17 protein-coding genes are annotated in these 20608 nt (G+C 60.8%); 7 read left to right on the top strand and 10 right to left on the bottom strand.

Features of this window, described 5'->3' with window-relative positions; all coding sequences use genetic code 11:
- Positions 1 to 233: 233 nt before the first annotated feature.
- Genes ACH9L7_RS19345 through ACH9L7_RS19385 form a run of 9 tightly spaced genes read right to left on the bottom strand, consistent with a single transcriptional unit; the run spans position 234 to position 10897 of the window.
- Positions 234 to 1349, bottom strand: coding sequence for a DUF917 domain-containing protein (locus ACH9L7_RS19345; protein ID WP_396613875.1), 1116 nt, complete (start codon positions 1347 to 1349; stop codon positions 234 to 236).
- Positions 1346 to 2434, bottom strand: coding sequence for a DUF917 domain-containing protein (locus ACH9L7_RS19350; RefSeq protein WP_396613876.1), 1089 nt, complete (start codon positions 2432 to 2434; stop codon positions 1346 to 1348). Before ACH9L7_RS19350 ends, ACH9L7_RS19345 begins: the two co-directional genes overlap by 4 nt.
- Entirely contained in the window at positions 2434 to 3978 is a 1545-nt protein-coding gene (locus ACH9L7_RS19355) for a hydantoinase/oxoprolinase N-terminal domain-containing protein (protein WP_396613877.1), read from the bottom strand. Before ACH9L7_RS19355 ends, ACH9L7_RS19350 begins: the two co-directional genes overlap by 1 nt.
- A complete protein-coding gene (locus tag ACH9L7_RS19360; protein WP_396613878.1) occupies positions 3971 to 5062 on the bottom strand; it encodes a DUF917 domain-containing protein in 1092 nt (363 codons plus the stop codon). Before ACH9L7_RS19360 ends, ACH9L7_RS19355 begins: the two co-directional genes overlap by 8 nt.
- Positions 5059 to 6132, bottom strand: a complete 1074-nt coding sequence (locus ACH9L7_RS19365) for an ABC transporter ATP-binding protein (RefSeq protein WP_396613879.1) — start codon at positions 6130 to 6132, stop codon at positions 5059 to 5061. The genes ACH9L7_RS19360 and ACH9L7_RS19365 overlap by 4 nt, the downstream gene beginning before the upstream one ends.
- On the bottom strand, positions 6125 to 7237 hold the full coding sequence (locus ACH9L7_RS19370; protein WP_396613880.1) for an ABC transporter ATP-binding protein: 1113 nt from the start codon (positions 7235 to 7237) through the stop codon (positions 6125 to 6127). The genes ACH9L7_RS19365 and ACH9L7_RS19370 overlap by 8 nt, the downstream gene beginning before the upstream one ends.
- Positions 7234 to 8133: an ABC transporter permease gene (locus ACH9L7_RS19375; RefSeq protein WP_004060514.1), complete on the bottom strand. Its 900-nt coding sequence runs from the start codon at positions 8131 to 8133 to the stop codon at positions 7234 to 7236. Before ACH9L7_RS19375 ends, ACH9L7_RS19370 begins: the two co-directional genes overlap by 4 nt.
- Complete coding sequence (locus tag ACH9L7_RS19380) at positions 8130 to 9161, bottom strand: ABC transporter permease (protein ID WP_396613881.1); 1032 nt, start codon at positions 9159 to 9161, stop codon at positions 8130 to 8132. Before ACH9L7_RS19380 ends, ACH9L7_RS19375 begins: the two co-directional genes overlap by 4 nt.
- Complete coding sequence (locus ACH9L7_RS19385; RefSeq protein ID WP_396613882.1) at positions 9158 to 10897, bottom strand: ABC transporter substrate-binding protein; 1740 nt, start codon at positions 10895 to 10897, stop codon at positions 9158 to 9160. Before ACH9L7_RS19385 ends, ACH9L7_RS19380 begins: the two co-directional genes overlap by 4 nt.
- Before the next feature lie 621 nt (positions 10898 to 11518).
- On the opposite strand from ACH9L7_RS19385, the gene ACH9L7_RS19390 reads away from it, so the two are divergent.
- The 7 genes from ACH9L7_RS19390 (at position 11519) to ACH9L7_RS19420 (ending at position 18453) form a co-directional block, all read left to right on the top strand.
- The gene (locus ACH9L7_RS19390) at positions 11519 to 11785 is read left to right on the top strand and encodes an AbrB/MazE/SpoVT family DNA-binding domain-containing protein (protein ID WP_396613883.1); all 267 of its coding nucleotides are present in this window, start codon (positions 11519 to 11521) and stop codon (positions 11783 to 11785) included.
- A 3-nt stretch (positions 11786 to 11788) separates the two neighbouring features.
- Positions 11789 to 12190: a PIN domain-containing protein gene (locus ACH9L7_RS19395; RefSeq protein WP_396613884.1), complete on the top strand. Its 402-nt coding sequence runs from the start codon at positions 11789 to 11791 to the stop codon at positions 12188 to 12190.
- 482 nt (positions 12191 to 12672) lie between these two features.
- Complete coding sequence (locus tag ACH9L7_RS19400) at positions 12673 to 14382, top strand: ABC transporter substrate-binding protein (RefSeq protein WP_396613885.1); 1710 nt, start codon at positions 12673 to 12675, stop codon at positions 14380 to 14382.
- A gap of 146 nt (positions 14383 to 14528) precedes the next feature.
- Positions 14529 to 15413, top strand: coding sequence for an ABC transporter permease (locus ACH9L7_RS19405; protein WP_396613886.1), 885 nt, complete (start codon positions 14529 to 14531; stop codon positions 15411 to 15413).
- A complete protein-coding gene (locus tag ACH9L7_RS19410) occupies positions 15410 to 16318 on the top strand; it encodes an ABC transporter permease (RefSeq protein WP_396613887.1) in 909 nt (302 codons plus the stop codon). Before ACH9L7_RS19405 ends, ACH9L7_RS19410 begins: the two co-directional genes overlap by 4 nt.
- Before the next feature lie 66 nt (positions 16319 to 16384).
- On the top strand, positions 16385 to 17395 hold the full coding sequence (locus ACH9L7_RS19415) for an ABC transporter ATP-binding protein (protein ID WP_396613888.1): 1011 nt from the start codon (positions 16385 to 16387) through the stop codon (positions 17393 to 17395).
- Positions 17392 to 18453: an ABC transporter ATP-binding protein gene (locus ACH9L7_RS19420; RefSeq protein ID WP_396613889.1), complete on the top strand. Its 1062-nt coding sequence runs from the start codon at positions 17392 to 17394 to the stop codon at positions 18451 to 18453. The genes ACH9L7_RS19415 and ACH9L7_RS19420 overlap by 4 nt, the downstream gene beginning before the upstream one ends.
- 133 nt (positions 18454 to 18586) lie before the next feature.
- Here the strand turns inward: ACH9L7_RS19420 and ACH9L7_RS19425 are convergent, their stop codons facing one another.
- Positions 18587 to 20599, bottom strand: coding sequence for a CocE/NonD family hydrolase (locus tag ACH9L7_RS19425; protein WP_396613890.1), 2013 nt, complete (start codon positions 20597 to 20599; stop codon positions 18587 to 18589).
- Between the last annotated feature and the right edge of the window lie 9 nt (positions 20600 to 20608).

The following is a 20608-nucleotide window of genomic DNA, read 5'->3' on the forward strand; positions in this document are numbered from 1 at the left end:
GGTCAGATATATTTGTGGGATTCGATTTGAAACTGCTGGTGTCGTGAACGAATCAAAACGACACATAAGTTGTGTCGAATCGGCTATTCATTCGCGCCGCGCCAAGAGATGGTACAATAATGGTACGCTTCGCGGAACGCGGCTTCGAGGGCGGTGCTGCGGTCAGACCGCGCGGTGTGTTCGGGCCGTCCGACGCAATCGGAACTCCCGAGACGCCCGGCGCGGTTGGGACGTCACCACCCCGCCTCACCCCGCGGGAGCGGTTCGTAGGAGATGTCGTAGCCGAACGCCTCGGGGCCGATGACGTCAAGCGCCTCGGGCGTCGTGAGCAGTTCGGGCGCAGGAACGCCGAGGACGCGGACACGCTGGCCGTACCGCAGGGCGTCAGTGGTGACCGGTGCGCCGGTGTCATTGTCGACGAGGCAGATGAGGTCAGGGACCGTCGTGCGGAGGTCGCCGTCGTCATCGCGCGCGACGAGGAACTCGTTTTGGAACTCGATTTCGAGGGTCGCCTCCTCGTCCAACCCGGTGAGCGTGACGCTCCCGAGGGCAAAGCCGTCGCGGTTGCGGCGGTGTACGTCTACGATTTTCCCGGCGAACAGCTCCTCGCCGCCAAGGAGTTCACGGCTGGCGTCGACGGGGTCGGTGCCAGCGTCTCGGGCACGCTTGACTGCCCGACCGAGTTCGGTCGCGAGCGAGACGGTGTGCGGAACCGCGTACTCCGAGACGAACCCGCCGGTCATGAGCGGGAAGGCGTAGCCCGAGCGGCCGCCCATCTGGACGGTGATGGCCCGTGCGAGGTCTTCGAGGCGCTTGGCCGAGTCGATGTCCCTGTAGACGACCTGATTACCGCGCTCGTCGGTCGTCGCCGCGTAGTTCACGGGGGTGTCGTAGATGAAGAACGTGTCCATCTGGAGTTCGGGAAACGCCCGGCCCATGCCGTCGGCATCGACTACGGGGAGATCAGTCATCGCCGCCACGCACAGGGGAGCCATGCTGTTCGACCCCCCAATTTCACCCGGGATGAGGACGTCCACGGTCTTGCCGGAGAGCTCTTCGATGGCTCGCAGCGACTGCACCTCCTCCTCGCCGCCGGAGAACTTCTCCACGCTGATGGTTGGCGCGCCCATCCCGCCGACGCTCGCCACGGTGGCGTCGGCCGGCAGGTCCCGCGGGTCGATCAGTTCGACCGAGTCGGGGTAGGCGTCGTCTTCGAGAAGTGTCTGCAGGCGCAGTCGGCCGAGGCGGGGATTGCCGCCGCCGCCGGTGCCGAGGATGCCCGCGCCGATGCCGAGCGCTTCGAGGTCGTCGAGCGTTATCTCCGTCAGGTGTGGGATGTCAAAACTCATGGGTGGTCTGCGAGTGGTTCGTAGGTTGCTTCGAGGCCGAACGACTTCGGGCCCCACACGTCGAGTGCGGCGGGGCTCCGCATTATCTCGGGTGTCCGGATGCCGAGCACGCGGACTCGAGCCCCGTATCGGAGGCTCTCTGTCGGAATCGGACCGCCCGTCTCGCGGTCGAGGACGGTGATGAGGTCGGGCACGGTCGCCACGTAGCTCCCACCGACCGCCGCGCCGAGATTCTCGTTTTGGAACTCGATGCGCATCGTCGACCCCTCGTCGCCGTCGAGGCCATCGATGTCGACGTGGCCGAAGACGAAGCCGTGTTCGGTGCGGCGCTGTACGTCCACGATTTTGCCCTCGAACAGCGACTGTGCCTCGCCATATATCGACTCGCGGGACACCTCGCGGATGGCGTCCATCGCGTCGTCCTCGGCGAGTCGGAGCACACGGCCGAGGTCGCGGGCGAGCGACATCGTGCCGGGGATGGCTGTCTCTTTGACCTGCCTCCCGGTCATCGGGTAATCGGAGACGTAGGCGACGCCGCCCATCCTGACCGTGACGCCGCGGGCCAGCCACTCCAACTGGTCGTTGTCCGCGGTCTCGATGATGCAGGTGTTCCCCTGCTCGTCGCTGACGGCCGCGGGCGTCCCGCTGACTCCGTAGATGTTGAACGTCTCGTGTTGCAGTTCGGGGAAGGCCCGACCCATGCCGTCGGCGTCGACTACGGGAAGCCCACGGCGGGCCGCGACGGCGAACGGGAACGTCGAGTTGATGCCGCCGCACTCGATGGGCATCGTCGCGTCGGCGGTCTCTCCGAGTTCACGCTCAATGCGGTCCAGCGAGGCGACGGCCTCCCGCCCGCTCGGAAGCTTCTCGACCGAGACGGTCGGCGCGCCCATCTGCGCGGTCGGGACAACGAAGTCGTCCGCGTCCAGTTCGTCCGGGTCGAGGAGTTCGACCGGGCCGAACTCCTCGATAGCCTGCTTCGCTACGAGCTTGCCGACGTGGGGGTCCCCCCCGCCGCCGGTCCCGAGGACGGTTGCGCCGAGTGCGATGTCCTCGATTTCCTCGATGCCGATTTCGACCATCATTAGTGGTCGAGCGCTCCGGCGGCCTTCACCTTGATTCGCACCGCGTTGCCAGGCAGGTACGAAAGCGGGACCTCCTCGACATCGACGATGTCCACGCTATCGGCGTCCGCTCCCGCTGCGAGGGCGTTTTCGGTGGCCTCGTCCTTCGCGTGCTGGATGGCCTCCTCGCGGTCCATCTCGTCGAGACTATAGATACGGTCGACCTCGCCGGAGACCTGCGCAATGGCGACGCCGACGGCGTTTGCGACCTCGTAGTGGTCGGGCTTGTAGACCTCGCTCGCGCCCTCGATGTCGTCGGGGACGAGGATGCTCCCTCCGCCGACGATGACCACAGGGACCGGATCGGCACTCGTCTTCATGCGGTCGACCTCGCGCTCGACGCACTCTCTGACGTACTCACGGGCCGCCTCGACGGTCTCGACACCCACGTCCGGCGTCACGGAGCCGATGTCGATGGTTCCTGCGGCGACTTCGAGGTCGGTCGCGGTCAACGTCTCGCCGCCGAAACACCTCGCCTCCTCGGTCAGCTTGTAGCCGACGCTCTGGGGGCCGACCGTCACACCGCCGTCGGTCGAGACGATGGAGCCGCCACCGATGCCGATGGCGATGATGTCGGGCATGCGGAAGTTGGTCTTCACCTCGCCGATTTCGACGGCGACGCTGCTCTCGCGAGGGAAGCCCTCGGTAACCGCGCCCACGTCGGTGGTTGTGCCGCCCACGTCAACGATGATGCCGTTTTCGACCTGCGAGAGATACGCCGCGCCGCGGACCGAGTTCGAGGGGCCGCTGGCAACCGTGAAGATGGGGTAGCGGATGGCGTAATCGACGCTCATCAACGTCCCGTCGTTCTGGCCAAAGTAGAGGTTCGCGTCGATGCCGCGCTCGTCCATCGCGTCGACGAAAGCGTTGGCTGCCTCTGACGCGACGCTTGTGAGCGCAGCGTTGAGCGCCGTCGCGTTCTCACGTTCGAGCAGGCCGACACTGCCGATTTCGTTCGAGACCGAGATGGGCACGTCGTCGCCGACCTCCTCGCGGATGAGTTCCGCGACCCGCGTCTCGTGGTCGTCGCGAACGGGCGAGAAGACGCTCGTCACGGCGAAGGCATCCACGTCGGCGAACTCGCGAATCTGGGCTCTGACCTGCTCCTCGTCGAGGTCATTGAGGAGTCGGCCGTCGAACTCGTGGCCGCCGTCGAGGATAGCGACGTTGTTGCCGATGGCCTCGGCGAGGTCGTCAGGCCACTCCAAGAGCGGACGAATGCTCCGGGTCGCGGGCGCACCGATGCGGATGACGCCGACCTCGTTAAGGCCGCGGCGCTCCGTGATGGCGTTCGTCGCGTGGGTGGTGCCGAGCATCACGTAGTCGAGTTCGTCCTCGGAGACGCCGCTGTCGTCGAGGACCACGTCGAGGGCGCTGAGGATGCCCGTCGTGATGTCCTCGGTCGTGGGTGTCTTCGTCTTCGCACGGAGATTGTCGTCGCCATCCATAACGACGGCGTCCGTGTTGGTACCGCCGACGTCGATTCCGATTCGGTAGTTAGTCATGTTTGGATTGCTGGAGAGTTTCGAGTGGTTCGTAGTCGATACTGTAGTCGAAGTACGCCGGTCCGACGAGGTCGAGCCCCTCGTCTGTCCGCCACTTCGGCGAACACGGCATGCCGATGACCCGCACGCGGTGGCCGTAGGCGAGTCGTTCGGTGGTGACAGGGTCACCAGTCTCGGCGTCCAAGACCGTAATCAGATCGGGAGTGCTCGCCACAACGCCGCGCTCAGAGTCGCGGGCGACGAGGTTCTCGTTTTGGAACTCGAGGGTGAATCGTCGGCCCTCACAGTTGTCGATGCCGTCGAGCGTCGCCTCACCGACCGTGAATCCACCTTCGGTCCGGCGCTCCACGTCGGTTATCTTCCCCGTGAACAGCTCGTAGCCATCCGTGAGGTCGAGGACCGCCTCGACGGGATCCCGCGAGCGGTGCTTGGCAGTTCGAATCGTCTCGCCGATGTTGTGGGCGAGGGACATCGAGTCGAGAATCGCGTGCTCGCGGACCTCTGCGCCGGAGAGCGCGTAGGTTCCGATCATGCACGCGCCGCCCATCTCGATGCTCGTCACGCGGGCAAATGCCTCGGCGTACTCGTTGCTGACGGTGTTCACGAGAAGCGAGTTGCCTTTCTCGTCGGCGATGCTCATTGGGGTCGCGCTGACGCCACCCATCGTGAGCGTCACCATCTGCACCTCGGGGAACGCCCGGCCCATACCGTCGGCATCCACGAGGGGAAGCCCGAGGGCTGCGGCGACGGCGATAGGGACGGTGCTGTTCAGTCCGCCCGCCTCGATACTCATCGTCGCGTAGGCCTCCTGTCCGAGGTGCGTTTCGAGCGCCTCGAAGGCGGCCAGCGCCTCGGTTCCCTTCGGCATCTTCTCGACCATCACGGTCGGCGCGCCGAGCATCGCGCTCGGGATAACGAGCGCGTCGTCGGGCACGTCTCGCGGGTCGATGAGGTCGACGGGGCCGTGCTCTTCGATCGCCTGCTGTGCCATCAGCTTCCCGATGTAGGGGTCGCCCCCGCCGCCCGTCCCGAGGACGGTCGCGCCGGTGGCGAAGTCGTCGATGTTGTCTGTGGTTATCTTCATGGCTCTTGAAGGTTCGATGCGACTGTCTCGTCGGCGACCGCCGCGACGGCCACGTCGGGCACGTCGTCGAACGCGTCGGCGTACGCCTCGTCGTAGATGTGACACCGGACGCTGGGACCGGCGTCGACCACGACGAACTGCGGTTCGTCGGCCGAACATGCGTCCGTCGCGTAGGGACACCGCGTGTGGAACCGACAGCCGCTGGGCACGTCCCGCGGGCTCGGGATTTCGCCCCGGAGCGGTTCGTGCCGCGGCTTGTACGCCTCTTCTTCGTCGGTCGTGACGGGAATCGCGGAGAGGAGCGCCCGCGAGTAGGGGTGTCGCGGCCGCTGGAAGACTTCCTCCGTGGGGCCGCGTTCCTGAATCTCGCCGAGGTACATCACGGCCGTCTCGTCGGCGAAGTTGCGGACCAACGAGAGGTCGTGGGTGATGAACAGGTAAGTGAGACCGAACTCCTCCTGTAAGTCTTCGAGGAGCGCGATAATCTTCGCCTGCACGCTCACGTCGAGGGCGCTCGTCGGCTCGTCGAGCAAGAGCAGTTCAGGCTCGACCGCGAGCGCGCGGGCGATGTTCACCCGCTGTTTCTGCCCGCCGGAGAGTTCGTGCGGGTACTTGTTCCAGTACTCGTCGTTCAACTCGACGCGTTCGAGCAGGTCGACCACGCGCTCCCGGAGGTCGGACTTCGGCACGCCGCGGGCCCTCAACGGGACCGCGAGCGACTTGCCGATGGTCCGCCGGGGGTTCAGACTCGACGTGGGGTCCTGAAACACCATCTGGACGCGCGACCGGAGGCGAGCCAGTTGCTCGTCCGTCGCGTTCGTGATGTCCTCGCCGTCGAATCTGACGGTCCCGCCAGTCGCGCCGGTCAGGCCGATAATCGTCCGGGCGACGGTGCTTTTGCCGCTGCCGGACTCGCCGATGAGCGCGAGGGTCTCCCCGCACTCGATGTCGAACGAGACGCCGTCGACCGCTTTCACGTGGTCGGACGTGCGCTTGATGATGCCGCTTTTCACGGGGAAGTACTTCTCGAGGTCGTCGACTTCGAGCAGGGGTTCGGACACGTCAGTCACCCCCCTTCTGCTTGCCCGGTCGCCGGGTCATGTGGCTCCGGGTCTCCTCGACCGTCGGCCGCTCGGCGTCTGGCACGGCCTCGTCGTAGAGGATGCACTCGACGCCCGTCTGCGGGCCGCGCTCGTACATCTCCGGGCGGGCCTCCTCGCACTCGGTGGTGGCGTAGGGACACCGCGGCGCGAACCGACAGCCCGACGGCGGGTCGAGGTACTCGGGAATCGAGCCGTCGATGCCGGTCGCCATCTCGTCGCCCGTCAGGCGCGGAATCGACGCGATGAGCCCCTGCGTGTAGGGGTGTTTCGGGTTCTTGAACAGCTCTTCGGTCGGCGCGGTCTCGACGATGCGACCGCCGTACATGACGTACACGCGGTCGCTCACCTGTCTGGCGACGCCGAGATTGTGGGTAATCATTAGGACGCTCAGGTCGTGGTTCTCGATGAGGTCCTTCAGCAGGTCGAGAATCTGGTCGTGAATCGTCACGTCCAGCGCGGTGCCGATTTCGTCGGCGATGAGCAGCTCCGGCTCATTCAGCAGGGCCTGCGCGATGAGCGCGCGCTGGCGCATCCCGCCAGACAGTTGGGTAGGATACGAGTCCATGATGTTCTCGGGGTCCGGCATCTGGACCTCGCGGAGCATCTCCAAGACGCGCTCGCGCGCCTCGTCGCGCTCGCCGCTGAAGCGGCGGCGGAAGAACTCCACGACGCCCGTGTTGCTGTCGCCGCCGAACTGCGCGGTGTCGGTGAGCTGTTCGCCAATGGTGAACGTCGGGTTCAGACTCGACATCGGGTCCTGGAAGACGAGGCTCATCCGCTGGCCCTTGACGCGCTCGAACTCGCGGTCCGAAAGCGACAGCAGCTCCGTCCCGTCGAACGTAATTTCGCCGTTCACGCGGGCCGGCGGCTGGTTGAGTAGGCGCAGGATGGACTTCATCGTCACCGACTTGCCGCAGCCGGTCTCGCCGGCGATGGTAACGACCTCGCCTTTGCCGATAGAGAGGTTGACGCCGTCGATGACCTCCGCGAAGCCGTCGAACGATTCAAAGCTGACTTCGAGGTCTTCGACGGTCAAAAGCGGGTTCTCGGCGACCGGTTCGTCGAGTCTCATCGGTTCACCTCCACGTCGAAGAGGTCACGCAGCCCGTCGCCGAGCATGTTGAACCCCATCACGAGGACGAAGATGGCGAGCCCGGAGAAGACGCTCACCCACCACGAGTCGGGCAGGTAGGAGGTCCCCTGGCTGACCATCGTCCCGAGGCCGGGTTGGGGCGGCTGGACGCCGACGCCGATGAACGACAGGCCAGCACCGATGAGGATGACGAAGCCCGCGTCGAGAGTCACCTTGACCAGAATCGGCGACAGCGTGTTCGGGAGGATCTCCCGAAAGAGGATGTGCGGCGTGCTCGCGCCGGCGAGCTTCGCGGCCTGCACGTACTCCTCGCTGCGCTCGCTGGCGACGATGCTCTGGACGAGGCGGGCGTGCCACGTCCACCACAGCGCCGCGATGGCTATCATCGCGTTCGTCAGCGTCGGCTCTAAGGCCGACGTGATTGCCAACGCCATCACGAGCGGCGGTAAGGCGAGCGCCGTATCGGTCGCCCGCATGATAATCGTCTCGACCCAGCCACCGTAGTAGCCGGCGACGAGGCCGAGCAGCACGCCCACGGGGACGCCGAAGCCGAGGACGACGGCCACGAGCATGAGCGACAGCCGGTAGCCGAAGAGGATGCGTGAGAGCACGTCGCGGCCGACGTGGTCGGTCCCCAACGGGTGGTCGAGGCTCGGCGGCTGGAGCGTGTTCGAGAAGTCGGTGAACTTCCCTGCGTGTTCGGGGTACGGCGCGACGACAGGCGCGAAGACGGCGAGCAGGACGATGGCGACGATGATGCCGAGGCCGACGACGCTCATCGGCCTGCTCGTAAAGCGCTTCCACGACCGCTGCCAGAGTTCGCGGCGCTCGGCCGAGACGAACCGGTCGAGGACGCCCGCTGACTCGGTGCTCATGTCGCCTCCTCCATCGCCAGTCTGATGCGCGGGTCAACGCGACCCAACAGGACGTCCACGAGGAAGTTGATGCTCACGAACGCGACGCCGATGGTCATCGTGACGCCGACGACGGCGTTGAAGTCGTTGTTCAGCACCGCGGTGACACCGTAGGACGCGAGGCCGGGCCACGAGTAGACGAGTTCGATGAGGAACGCGTTCCCCAGAAGCGAGGCGTACAGCAGCCCCAGAATCGTGAGCGTCGGGATGAACGCATTCTTGAGCGTGTACTTGTACGTGACGAGCCACGAGGGGAGCCCGAAGCCGCGTTCGGCCTCGACGTAGTCCTGATCTTTCACGTCGATCATACTCGACCGGGTGATGCGCATCACCTGTCCGATGCCGGCGAGCGAGAGCGCGAGCGCCGGGAGGATGATGTGCGCCCACGCGTCGACATGGGCCGCGAGATTCCCCGACAGCAAGGTGTCCACGAGCAGGAAGCCCGTGAACCGCGAGACGCCGGCACCGAACTCCGAGCCGAGCCGTCCCGTGATGGGGAGCCATTCGAGCAGGTAGCCGAATATCAGCTGGAACATGATCGCGATGAAGAAGCCGGGCACGCTCACGCTGAAGAACGCGACGAGCCGCGTCGCGTTGTCGGTGAGCCCGTCTTTATTCTGCGCGGCGATAACGCCGAGCGGAATCCCGATGACGACGGTGAGGAACATCGACACCGTGATGAGTTCGAGCGTCGCCGGCAGGTAGTAGACGATGTCGGTGCTGACCGCGCGCTTCGTCTCGAGGCTCGTCCCGAGGTCGCCGACGAGCAGCCCCCGCATGTAGTCGAGGTACTGTAGGGGAATCGGCTTGTTCAGCCCCATCTCGGTGGCGAGCGCCTGCACCTGTTCTTCCGACGCGAGCGCGCCGAGGGCCATTCGCGCGGGGTTCCCGGGGAGCACTCGTGACGTGGTGAAGATGATTATCGACAGGCCGATGAGACTCACGAGGATGCCCGCGAGCCGGCGCACGAGATACTGCCAGTACTTCATTCTTGGTAGAAGTCGGGGAACCAGTAGTCGAAGCTCATCGACGGCCGGAAGGTGTAGCCCTTCACGTCGTCGGCGAAGGCGTGCTTCTTCGACTGGACGAAGATGAACAGGTCGGGGTACTGGTTCGCGATGCGTTCTTGCACCTCGGCGTACAGTTCGGCGCGGGCGTCGGCGTCGACCGTCGAGCGTGCCTCGTCGATGAGGGTGTCGACCGTCTCGTCTTCGAGGTGTTCCATGCTCATCCACGTCGACGCGGCCTCGGAGTGGTACTGGTTGTAGAACACCGTGTCGGGCGAGGGGTACACCGGCCCGTAGAACACCTGGTTGATGTGCGGCGTCTGTTCGACGCTCGTGGCGAGTTCGGTCATCGTCCCCCACGTCTGCGGGTTCAACTCGACGTTGATGCCGATTTCGTCCATGTTCTGCTGGAAGAGAAGTCCCATCTTCTCCTCGAGGCCGTAGTCCTTCACATAGGTGTTCTGGACGGTGATATCTCCCTCCTCATAGCCGGCGTCGGCGAGAATCTGCCGCGCCTTCTCGGGGTCGTAGGTCGGCTGGACGATGTCGTCGTTGTGGACGCCGAACGACGTCGGGAGCGGTCCCTGTGCGGGGAGCGACCCCGGCGCAATTTCGTTGCGCGCCGTCTCGTAGTCGAAGCCGTAGGCCATCGCCTCGCGGACGGCGGGGTCGTCGGTCGGGGCCTTCTGGGTGTTGATTTTGAAGTAGAACGTCGTCACCGTCGGGACCGATTCGACGCGGATGTCGTCTTCGGCCGCGAGCGCCTCGTAGGTCTCCTCGCTTTGGAACTGGCTCGACATGTCAAGTTCGCCCGTCTTCATCAGCGAGCGGACGGTCGGATCGTTGGTGATGATCTGGACGGTGACGTTGTCGTACACTCTGTCTTTGAACGACCCCCAGTAGTCGGCGTAGCGGCTGAACGAAATCTGCGCCTGCCGCTCGAACCCCGCGAGTTCGTACGGGCCGGAGCCGGCGTCGCTGTCGTTGAGGAACGACTGACCGTAGTCGCCGCGGTTGCCGAAGTCGCCGTCTTCAGCGTTGTCGAGAACGAGCTGTTTGTCCACGACGAACAGCAACACGAGCGTCGCGAGGAACGGCGAGTGGACGCGGTCGAGTGTGAACGACACCGTCCGATCGTCCTCGACGGTCACGTTCTCCTTCGAGAGGACGTTTCCAAGCAGCGACGAGTAACCCTGGTTGATATCGAGGAACCGCTCGGCCGAGAATTGGACGTCCTCTGCCGTGACGGGGTTGCCGCTGTGGAACGTCACGCCCTCCCTGAGCGTGAACGTGTAGGTCTTGTTGTCGTCCGAGACTGTCCAGTCCTCTGCGAGGTGCGGCTGCAGGTTCCCCTCCGTGTCGGGGAACACGAGCGGGTCGTAGAGGTTGACCAACGCGAGCACCTGCGTGTAGTCTGTCCCCTTCGCAGGGTCGATGGTCCCGAAGCGCTGGGTCGCGCTCATCCGGAGCATCGAGCCACTGGAATCGCTGCCGGACGACATCCCTGTCTCCGTTCCCTCGGAATCGCCGCTCGAGGTCATGGTCTGTTCTTCGCCGTCGTAACTCTCTCCACCGCCGGAACAGCCAGCGAGCCCGGCGATACCCGCTGTCCCGAGGGCTTTGAGGAAGTTTCGACGACTCTTCGGGTCACCAAAGCGAGAGCGGACCGACTCCGACCCAACTTGCGACCGTATCTGTGTGATATCTTTCCTCGGCATGCGTTACACATTCTCACAGAGATACAATGGAACATAAAAGTTCCGTATAGACACCCAATACAGATTAACTAGTCAAAATGGAATAGTTTTTGAACAATCTGGAATCAAGGCTATGGCCCGCTTGTCACACTGTCGCGGCCGAGACTGCAACGACCGACTGTGCCCACCAGACTCGTATTTCGTCGTCTGCCGCAGTCGGCTCAACTACGTCTAAGACAATCTCCTTGCATTCCATCAACAAGGTCATTCACCACCGAAAGACATCGAAGCCCAGATCGAGATTGAAATTGATACATAGTGCGAGCGCACACCCGCGCCTTTAGGCGCGGGAGGAGGTCAATCACCAGTTACAGCACTCGCTCTTTGGTTCTGAAGCGTTCCAGAAGTATACGGACCCGACGGGACTCGCGCGAGCGGAAGCGAGTGTGAGTACGTCGGGGGAGTGAGCGAAGCGAACGGACCCGACGGGAATGCGTCATGGGTTGTGGCAGAATCGTTGTAATCGGCGTGCAGTCTGGCGATTTGTACTGTACCGACGCCACCCGATAGCTGATGCCGAGTTAGTGGGAGAAGAAAAAGAATAACGGGAAGATTTTTGATTCTTCCCGTACAAGCTGGACCATGTCGAAATCGACGGACGAACGCGGGAGAATCTACCTCCCGAAGGACGTCCGGTCCCGGTTCGGCGAACGATACCGCATCGTCGAACTGCCGAGTCACGTCGCACTCTTCCCGGTTGACGACGACCCGTTAGCGGGACTTCGTGAGGCAGTTGGCGACGCCTTCGAGGGGACTGACGCAGACGAACTCAAAGAGGAAGCGAGGAGAGCACTCTCCGAGGAGATTGACGCCGAGGACGAAGAGCGGTCAGCGAATCGAGAGGCCTGATCCGTGTACGTCGAGACAGACTTCCTGACTGCGCTCGTGAAGAACGAAGACTGGTTGCGCGAGTCGGCACTCGAAGCGCTCGATGAGCGGGACGACATCCACACCTCGATTCTGGCCTACGCAGAAGTTCTGGTGCTCTTCTACGACCGCGAACAGTCTGCGTACGATATCGACACCCCACGAGCGATTGCGAATCTTCTCGAACTCGTTCCAATAACGCCGACGGAACACGAGGATGCAGTTCTCGCGGCGGCCGCTTTCTTGGAAGAATACCAGTTGACACCGTTCGATGCGCTTCATGCAGGCATGATTGCCACGAGCGGGGAGGAGGTTCTCTCTAGCGAACAGGACTATGATACGGTGGGTCTCGACCGCACTCCGTTGGAACCAGCTAGGGGAGAATAGAGAGCGCGTCTGGGTCACTCTGTCGTTGAAAAACTCCCGAGTACCTTCACACCAACACCCAGTGCGATACCGCCACCAGTTACCCCTACGGCGGCCGGGATAACTCCGCCTTCGTAGTTCGAGACAGTGTATGCGATATCCGCGAGCGTAATCACTCCAATCCCGAGCAAGAACACGCCAATCAGTAGCCATCGCCGTATTGACCGCAATGACATCCTGAAACCACTCCGTTTTTGTATTATTTTCGCCATGTTCGCTAGCTCGACAACTGGTGCTGCAGTTTGATTATGAACTTTTCATACGTCCCGTGCTATCAGTGCGAATTTGATTCACTTATCACAACTAATTTTAATATATTGACTACTGTCTCTTCCTTCGCTTGACAGTGGCTCACAATGGGACTGGTCTCACATCCCTCAAATGGGATGTCCGTCCAGGCTTGTGAGGAAGCTAATCGAAAACAACGGAATTTCGCGAATACCATGTCAAAAGATATCAAAGAACGCATCAGGCTGGACCGCCGTAAGTTCATGCGCGTCGCTGGCGCGAGCACTACGACGGCTATGCTTGCGGGATGTACCGGAAACGGTGGGTCAACAACCAACAGTCCGAACACCGGAAATTCAGGGAGCGGAACAGAGACAGGCGAAACCAACAATTCCTCTGGAGCTGGTGATTCCGAACTTAGCGTCATTTGGCCAGGAGGAATCAATAACATCAATCCTCTTGGGTGGCTGACAATCCCCGACTACGACGCGGTTCGGATGATGTACGAGCCGCTGACGAGCGTGGACGATAAAGCTCGTGCAATCGGCCATGTGGCCGATAGCTGGGAAACGTCGGATGACGGCGCCACCTACACGTGGTACATCAAAGAGGGAATCACGTGGCACGACGGAGAGCCACTGACTGCTGAGGACGTCGCCTTCACGTTCAAAACAATCAAAGAGTACGAGTGGCCGTATCTAGGTTCCCTGTCGAGTGTTATTGCGGACCCAAGCGAGATCACGGTGGAAGACGAGTACACGGTCGTCACGCCGCTCACGCAGCCATACGCGCCATTACCACTCGTGTTAGCTGACCTCGGAATGGTCATTCCGAAGCACATCTGGTCCGAGTTCGACAATCCGGCAGATGAGACCAACACCGAAAATCCCATCGGGAGCGGCCCGTTCAAATTCGAAAACCGGCAGCAAGACCAGTACCTCAAGTTCTCAGTCGACGATAACTACTGGGGCGAAGCGCCCGACTACGATAAGGCAGTTGTCAAAATCGTCTCATCAACAGACTCCCAGATTCTCAACATGAAGCAGGGTAACGGCGACATGCTTCGCCTCCAGCCTGGGCAGTACGTCTCCGATGTCGAGAACTCGGGTAACTTGAGTGTCGTCGAAGCAGGGTCAACGTACGTGACCTACCTCGGCATCAACACGAGTCGAGAGATGCTGTCTGACAAGGCGCTCCGGCAGGCAATGGCGTACGCGCTTGATCGTGACACGATTGCTGAACTCGTTGTCGGTGGCTACGCCACGCCCGGTTACTCACCAATTCCGCCGGGACTGGAGTATTACCACAACCCAGATAGTAACAGCTACAAGCACAACCTCGAACAAGCAAGAACTATCCTAGAGGACAACGGCTACACCAAACAGGGCAATGGTCGTGTTGGTCCCAACGGAAACCCCGTTGAATTCACGCTCTCAATTCCGAATACGGGTAACTGGCCGCGCATTGCCGAGGTCTTAGCACGCCAACTTGGCGAGGTTGGGATTACGATCAATGTCGACTCCATGGAGTCGAACGCGCACGACCAGAAGGTGACCGTTGAACACGACTACGACCTTAGCCTCAATACCTGGCGTGTCTGGTTCGACCCAGACCCGTTCCTGTCACCAGTGTTCGAAGAGATGGGGTCGCTCAACACCACCGAGTACGAAAGCGCCGAGTTCGACGAGCTGATGAAACAACAGCGTCGGGCAACGGATACCAAGGAACGTCAGCAGATCCTCTACGACGCACAAGACATCCTCACAGAAGAGGTTCCGTGGGTTGTGTTGTTCTACCCGCAACTCCTGCATGCAGTCCGCTCTGAAGCCTGGAAGAACTTCAATCCGATTCCACGCTACGGTATGCAAAGCCCATACGGGCTCAAGCAGGGGACGGGACCGATAGTCAAGCTCGATCCAAAGTAACGACACCACGCCGCCCTCCAAACAGTATCACATTTTCACGCATGTCAACCACATCTTCAAAAAAAGCATACATCGCCACACGGATACGAAACTACGGAATTGCGTTTTTCGCAATTCTAGTCGCTAACTTCGCGATTCCCCGGCTCATGCCGGGTGACCCGACGACGCGATTCGTCGGACCAGGATTCACCGAAGAAGCAAAGCGGGCTCTCCTCAGAGAGTTCGGACTGACAAAACCGATCTGGGAGCAGTTCCTCCTATACCTCACAAACACACTCACGGGTGACTTCGGCGTCTCGTTCGCTCGCTACCCCACACCTGTAATGGAGCTCATCATCGACCGCCTCCCGAGAACGCTCTACTTGATGGGTGCGAGCGTGACGGTGAGCGTCGCGATTGGGATTCCACTCGGAGCATATGCTGCGTGGAACTTCGGAAAGCGCGAGGATCTCCTGTTGACACAGTTATCGCTGTTCTTCCGGTCGATTCCCACGTTTTGGTTAGGGATTCTACTGGCGTTCCTCTTTGGATACGTCATTCCACTGTTCCCAATCTCGGGAGCACTGACTGCAGGAGCGGCGTATTCGAACCCCGTTGAGCAGTTTATCGACTTGACGTACCACACGTTCCTGCCAGTGGTTACAATGGCTGCATACTTCCTCGCAGGCTATACGTTCCTCATGCGTGGCAGCCTCCTCGATATCCTGCCAGAAAACTACATCACGATCGCAGAAAGCAAGGGGCTCACTGAGCGCCAAGTACTGTTTAGCCACGCAGTCCCGCCTGCGTTCCCACCAGTGCTCACCCAACTCGGCTTCCAAATCGGTCGCTTGGCCGGTGGCGCTGTTCTCGTTGAAACCGTCTTTAGCTACCCCGGAATGGGGAAGTTGATGTTCGACGCCGTTTTGGCGCGTGACTACCCCGTCATCCAGGCGACGTTCTTCTTCCTGGCGGTGATGGTTCTCGGCTCGATGTTCCTCGCGGAAGTACTGTACACTGTGATTGACCCGCGGATTGGAGGGAGCCAATGAGTACTGTCGACGATACTCGACGTGCGGCCGTTTTGAGAGGCCTCCAGCGTGTGGGAGCAGTCGCAAAAGCCTTCCTGCAAAACAAAAAGGGGCTTGCTGGGACACTGCTGCTTGGCGGTATCATCGTTATGAGCGTCGCCGCACCACTGTTAGCTCCGTATGACCCAATGAAGTACGGCGTCGGTGGCGTGCTTGAGAGTCCCTCTGCAGCCCATCTGTTCGGAACTGACGACCTCGGCCGAGACGTTCTCTCACGGTTCCTCTACGGTGGGCGCATCTCACTGCTTGTCGGCGTAACGAGTGGGGTCGTCGCAACGCTCGTCGCGACACTGATCGGGATTCCGGCAGGTTACTACCGAGGGCGAATTGGCCGCTGGATCACCACGGCGATCGACATGAGTCTGGTCTTCCCACCATTCATCCTCGTTGTCGTGTTCGCCGCGTACGCAGGCAGCAGCATCTGGAACATTATTCTCATCCTGTCGTTGCTGTCATGGCCCATTCCAGCGCGTACGATCAAGGCAAAGACGCTCAGCGTTCGTGAGAATGACTTCGTCGAGTCGACCATGGCACTTGGAGCCTCTGACGTGACCATCATGAAAGACGAGATACTGCCGAATGTCCTCCCCATTGTCTTTGCAAACGGTATTCTGCAGATGGTGTACACGATCTTGATGGAGGCCGCAATTGGTTTCCTCGGGCTGGGAGACACCAGCCGTATCTCTTGGGGGACAATGCTGTACTTCGCACAGAAGCAAGCCGCGCTGAGCAGCGGTGCGTGGTGGTGGATGATCCTCCCTGGCTTCGGAATCGTCGTTGCGGCGTTCGGGTTTATCCTCGTCGGCAGTGCACTTGATGAAGTCCTCAACCCGCGGCTCCAGCGGCGTACCTGGGGGGATGACTGATGCTCCCCACCTCAACCTGTCGCGACGCGCGTAGCCAACCAACTACCTACACGACCAGACCACAGTATGAGTAACCAGACGCTGCACACGACCAAACAGACCACCGACAGCCTCCTCACAGTTCGCGGGTTGTCGACGTATTACCGAAGTGACGACGCCGACGCACCGGTCAGAGCCGTCGATGGCGTCGACTTCGAGATCAAGCGGGGCGAAACGTACGGTCTCGTCGGCGAATCCGGCTGTGGAAAATCAACGCTCGGCTTGAGCCTCATCCGAGCACTGCCACCGCAGGGAGAAATTGTCGACGGACACATCGACTTCAAGGGTCGGGACATTGCCCAGCTTCCGAAATCTGCCATCAAAGACATTCAGTGGGCTGACATCTCGATGATCTACCAGGGTGCGCTAAATGCGTTCAACCCGGTCAAGACGATTGGTGAACAGATTGCCGAAGCGCTTCGTATTCACGATGTCGTTCCAGAAGACGAACGAGATAACAGAGTTGCAACACTCCTAGAGCAAGTTAACCTCCAGCCAGACCTCGCAAGTCAGTATCCACACGAGCTTAGCGGTGGGATGAAGCAGCGAGCGGCGATTGCGATGGCCGTCTCATGTGACCCTGACCTGCTTATCGCCGATGAGCCAACGACTGCGCTTGACGTCATCGTGCAGGCTGAGGTACTCAATATGCTCCAAGACCTTCAAGACGAGTTGGACTTCGGCATGATAGTCATCTCTCACAATCTGGCGTCGATTATGAAACTCGCCGACCGCATTGGCGTCATGTATGGTGGCCGGATCGTCGAGTCGGCACCGTCAGAGGTGCTGTATGAGTCACCGTCACATCCCTACACAGACCGACTGCTTCGGAGCCTCATCGACCCCCGGCGACCACCAGAACAAGTCGAAACGATCCCCGGTAATCCTCCAAACCTCCGTGACCCACCGACTGGTTGCCGGTTTGCCGAGCGATGTGATCTCGCAACCGACGACTGTACCGAATCGCATCCACCGCTTGAACAACTTGCACCGAACCATCAGACCGCCTGCTACCACCACGAGGAGGTCGGAAAATGAGTACATACTCGGACGCCAGCAGAACAGAGGACACAGCCAATGGCACGACCGACGAGACGATTCTGGAGATCACCGATCTCGAAAAACACTACGTGAAAAGCGCAGGATGGATCCAATCGCTCTTCACCGATGATAAGCGCGTTCGCGCTGTCGATGGGATCAGCCTCTCTATCGACAAAGGCGAAATCTTCTCGGTCGTTGGAGAGTCGGGCTGTGGGAAAACGACCCTCGGAAAGACACTACTTCGGATAAACGAACCGACTGGCGGCTCGATCAGGTTCAAAGGAAAAGACCTTGCGACACTTTCGAGAAGCGAGATGCAGCAGCTCCGCCAACAGATGCAAATCGTCTACCAAGACCCCTTCGAGGCACTCAACCCGAAGCGGACGATTTACGGCCTGCTCAAACAACCGCTCGAAATTCACGGCATCAACACGCCGAGTGAACAGCGCGCCCGAATTGAGCAGGCGCTCACGGACGTTAACTTACTTCCGGTCAATGACTTCCTCGACAGATACCCCGAAGAGCTTAGTGGAGGACAACTCCAGCGTGTGTTGTTCGCGAGAGCGCTCGTGCTCAACCCAGAGTTCATTGTCGCCGATGAACCGTCGAGTATGCTCGACGCCAGCGTCCGTGCTCGTGTCCTTGACCTCATCGATGAACTCCGACACGAACGCAACATCTCGTTTTTCATTATTACTCACGACATTGGCGCAGCCCGGTACCTGAGCGACCGAATTGGAGTGATGTATCTCGGCCGTATCGTCGAAATGGGCGACGCAGACCACCTCATCGACGATCCGAAACACCCGTACTCACGGGCACTCATCGAGAGTATCCCGTCCCCAGACCCAACTGAACCGTTAGAAACCGCTGGGATTGGGTCTGAGGTCCCAGAGCCAGTAGACCTTCCCAGTGGCTGTCGGTTCCATCCACGCTGTCCACTTGCGACAGAACACTGCAAATCGGTCGGGCCGGAGTGGCGAACTGTCCCATCAGAAGACGAAACCACCCGCTGGACAGAGTGCCACGAAGTTGAGCCCGTCCACCGACCGTAACCGGGCGGGCTGACACAACTCCGCGCCCTGGCTAACGCTTGGTGCGGGAGGCTCACCTCATGGGCCGATAAATTCTGTTCACCAAACGAGAAACACACCGCACGGAGGCAGGTCCCTGTCTGGACACCCCCTGTCAGAGACGGTTGTCTTCGTTTGGTCCCGGTGTCCAGCGTTTGTGGTCTTCGAACACCGTCGTTCCGTCGACAGTGACGTGGTACGTAGCGGTTGCGACATCTACAGACATTGTGGTCTCGACACACGTCACGACCGTCTCGGTTGGGTACGTAAGCGTCGTCGTCGTGACTCGCTTGACAGTCGCTGATGCCGGATCATCGCGGTGGGTGCGTGCGTCGACGTTCATCTCGTAGCCGAACGTCGCCCACGGGAGTACCTTCTCGTACGCCTGTGAGAGAGCGACAGAGACGACATCGTTCGAATGGTTCTCTGTTGTCTCCCAGTCAACGCTGGCGACCGGGTTCGATTCGTCAGGCTGGGGCGGTGCAAACGAGTAGTCGTCGCTGAACGAACAGTCATCACGGAAGCCACCTGGAAGCACACACACCGACGGTGCGTCGGCAGTTGAGTGGAGCTCGAACTCACCACTTTCGGCTGGGGGTAACACGTACGGGAAGAACGCGCCACTGACTGCCAGCCGGAGTTGGTGACTAGGCTTGAACACATGTGATGTCGGACGAAGCGAGACCTCAACAGTGACCGGTTCACCCTGGGTCAATGGTTCTGGTACGGCGCCGTAATGGCCTGTTGGGTCGATTTCGTCATGGGCCATGCTCGCTCGGATGACGCCATGCGTGACCAGTTGTGCCGACTCATCCGGGGCGACATCGACGAGGCGAACGGCGACCAACTGATCATGTCCCTCTGGAACAACGGTCAACTGCACAGACCCGGACCCAGTGAGTTCGAACGGCGAGGACAACGCTGCCGTCTCGTAGGTAAGAGATCGGATGTCGTCAGGGGTAGTGTCGAGGCTGGTCCCGTCAGGAATCTCGAACCCAATCGAGTTGACACCGACACCGAAGTCCGTACCCCACGTTTCGATGAGCGGACTCTCTGGTCGCTCGGTGGTCAGCCCATCCTTGGACACGACAAATGACGTACAATCGTCAGCGTCGACACCAGGAACTGCTTGTGGCCATCTGTCGCGACCCCGCCAGCATCCCGCGAGTGGGTCAGACTCAGTCGGTGTTGCAGTCCAGTGACGAACCGGCGGGATCTCGTTGGTGGTGTCCCCATCTCGGAGATACGTATCGAACCACGCGGCAACCTCGCCGACAAAATCAATTTGTCCGGTTTCACCATCTTCCGGAAGAGTATGGCGCCACGGCCCGAGAATGAGACGCGTCGGTGCGTCGGTCTCTGAGGCGTACTCGATTGTCGACTCGGCGAACGCGTCTTGATAACCGCCGACTGCGAGCGTCGGCGTCGTAATCTGATCGATTGGAACGTCTTTCCTTGCCCAATATTCGTCTTTCGTCGAATGGGACAGATACTGAAAGAGGTACGGCTTGCGGTCAGCTAACGCTTCAAGTCGGTCGTCCCAGGTAGTTGCCCATTGCCCGTCTCCACCACGGTGTGCTGGTGGTTGTGCAGGAAGATATTCGAAATTCGGTGCCCACAGACCGCACGTTCGGAGAAGCGCCAAGGCACCCCCATCGAAATAGCTGTCGTAGATCCGTGTCGGTGCATGAATCGGAACGATTGTCTCCAACCCGTCTGGGTTCTCTGCGGCGATTTCGAGTGCGGTCGTCCCGGGGTATGACTTTCCAATCACGCCCACGGCACCAGTACACCACTCCCGCGCTGCAAGCCACTCGACGACGGTTGCACCATGGATTCCTTCTGCTGGAGAGAACGGTTCACTAGCCAGTCCAGGTGACGCGCCAGTGCCAACGAGATCTGCGACGACGACATCATACCCGTGTTCGACGAGCGATGAGATGAGTCGGTCTGGACCACACGAAAGGTCGTCTTTGTGATATGGCGTGAACGTGAGGACCACCGGACGTGGCGCTGCCCCATGTGCTGGTTCGTATCGCGTTGCGTGGACGGTTGTGTCTTCGACTGGAATCGTAAGTTCGTAGTCGATGCGCATTGCTTCGTCTGTGAGTGTATCGGGTGCGGTCATGTGGCTGTG

This window comes from Haloferax sp. S1W (assembly GCF_044593955.1).
GTDB lineage: Archaea > Halobacteriota > Halobacteria > Halobacteriales > Haloferacaceae > Haloferax.

Bases quoted from the DNA above. Each gene is read 5' to 3' on its own strand.
- ACH9L7_RS19410 (WP_396613887.1), top strand. From the start codon at position 15,410: ATGAGTACTGTCGACGATACTCGACGTGCGGCCGTTTTGAGAGGCCTC.
- ACH9L7_RS19400 (WP_396613885.1), top strand. From the start codon at position 12,673: ATGTCAAAAGATATCAAAGAACGCATCAGGCTGGACCGCCGTAAGTTC.
- ACH9L7_RS19345 (WP_396613875.1), bottom strand. From the start codon at position 1,349: ATGAGTTTTGACATCCCACACCTGACGGAGATAACGCTCGACGACCTC.
- ACH9L7_RS19385 (WP_396613882.1), bottom strand. From the start codon at position 10,897: ATGCCGAGGAAAGATATCACACAGATACGGTCGCAAGTTGGGTCGGAG.
- ACH9L7_RS19370 (WP_396613880.1), bottom strand. From the start codon at position 7,237: ATGAGACTCGACGAACCGGTCGCCGAGAACCCGCTTTTGACCGTCGAA.
- ACH9L7_RS19380 (WP_396613881.1), bottom strand. From the start codon at position 9,161: ATGAAGTACTGGCAGTATCTCGTGCGCCGGCTCGCGGGCATCCTCGTG.
- ACH9L7_RS19425 (WP_396613890.1), bottom strand. From the start codon at position 20,599: ATGACCGCACCCGATACACTCACAGACGAAGCAATGCGCATCGACTAC.
- ACH9L7_RS19390 (WP_396613883.1), top strand. From the start codon at position 11,519: ATGTCGAAATCGACGGACGAACGCGGGAGAATCTACCTCCCGAAGGAC.
- ACH9L7_RS19375 (WP_004060514.1), bottom strand. From the start codon at position 8,133: ATGAGCACCGAGTCAGCGGGCGTCCTCGACCGGTTCGTCTCGGCCGAG.
- ACH9L7_RS19405 (WP_396613886.1), top strand. From the start codon at position 14,529: ATGCCGGGTGACCCGACGACGCGATTCGTCGGACCAGGATTCACCGAA.
- ACH9L7_RS19415 (WP_396613888.1), top strand. From the start codon at position 16,385: ATGAGTAACCAGACGCTGCACACGACCAAACAGACCACCGACAGCCTC.
- ACH9L7_RS19360 (WP_396613878.1), bottom strand. From the start codon at position 5,062: ATGAAGATAACCACAGACAACATCGACGACTTCGCCACCGGCGCGACC.
- ACH9L7_RS19420 (WP_396613889.1), top strand. From the start codon at position 17,392: ATGAGTACATACTCGGACGCCAGCAGAACAGAGGACACAGCCAATGGC.
- ACH9L7_RS19355 (WP_396613877.1), bottom strand. From the start codon at position 3,978: ATGACTAACTACCGAATCGGAATCGACGTCGGCGGTACCAACACGGAC.
- ACH9L7_RS19350 (WP_396613876.1), bottom strand. From the start codon at position 2,434: ATGATGGTCGAAATCGGCATCGAGGAAATCGAGGACATCGCACTCGGC.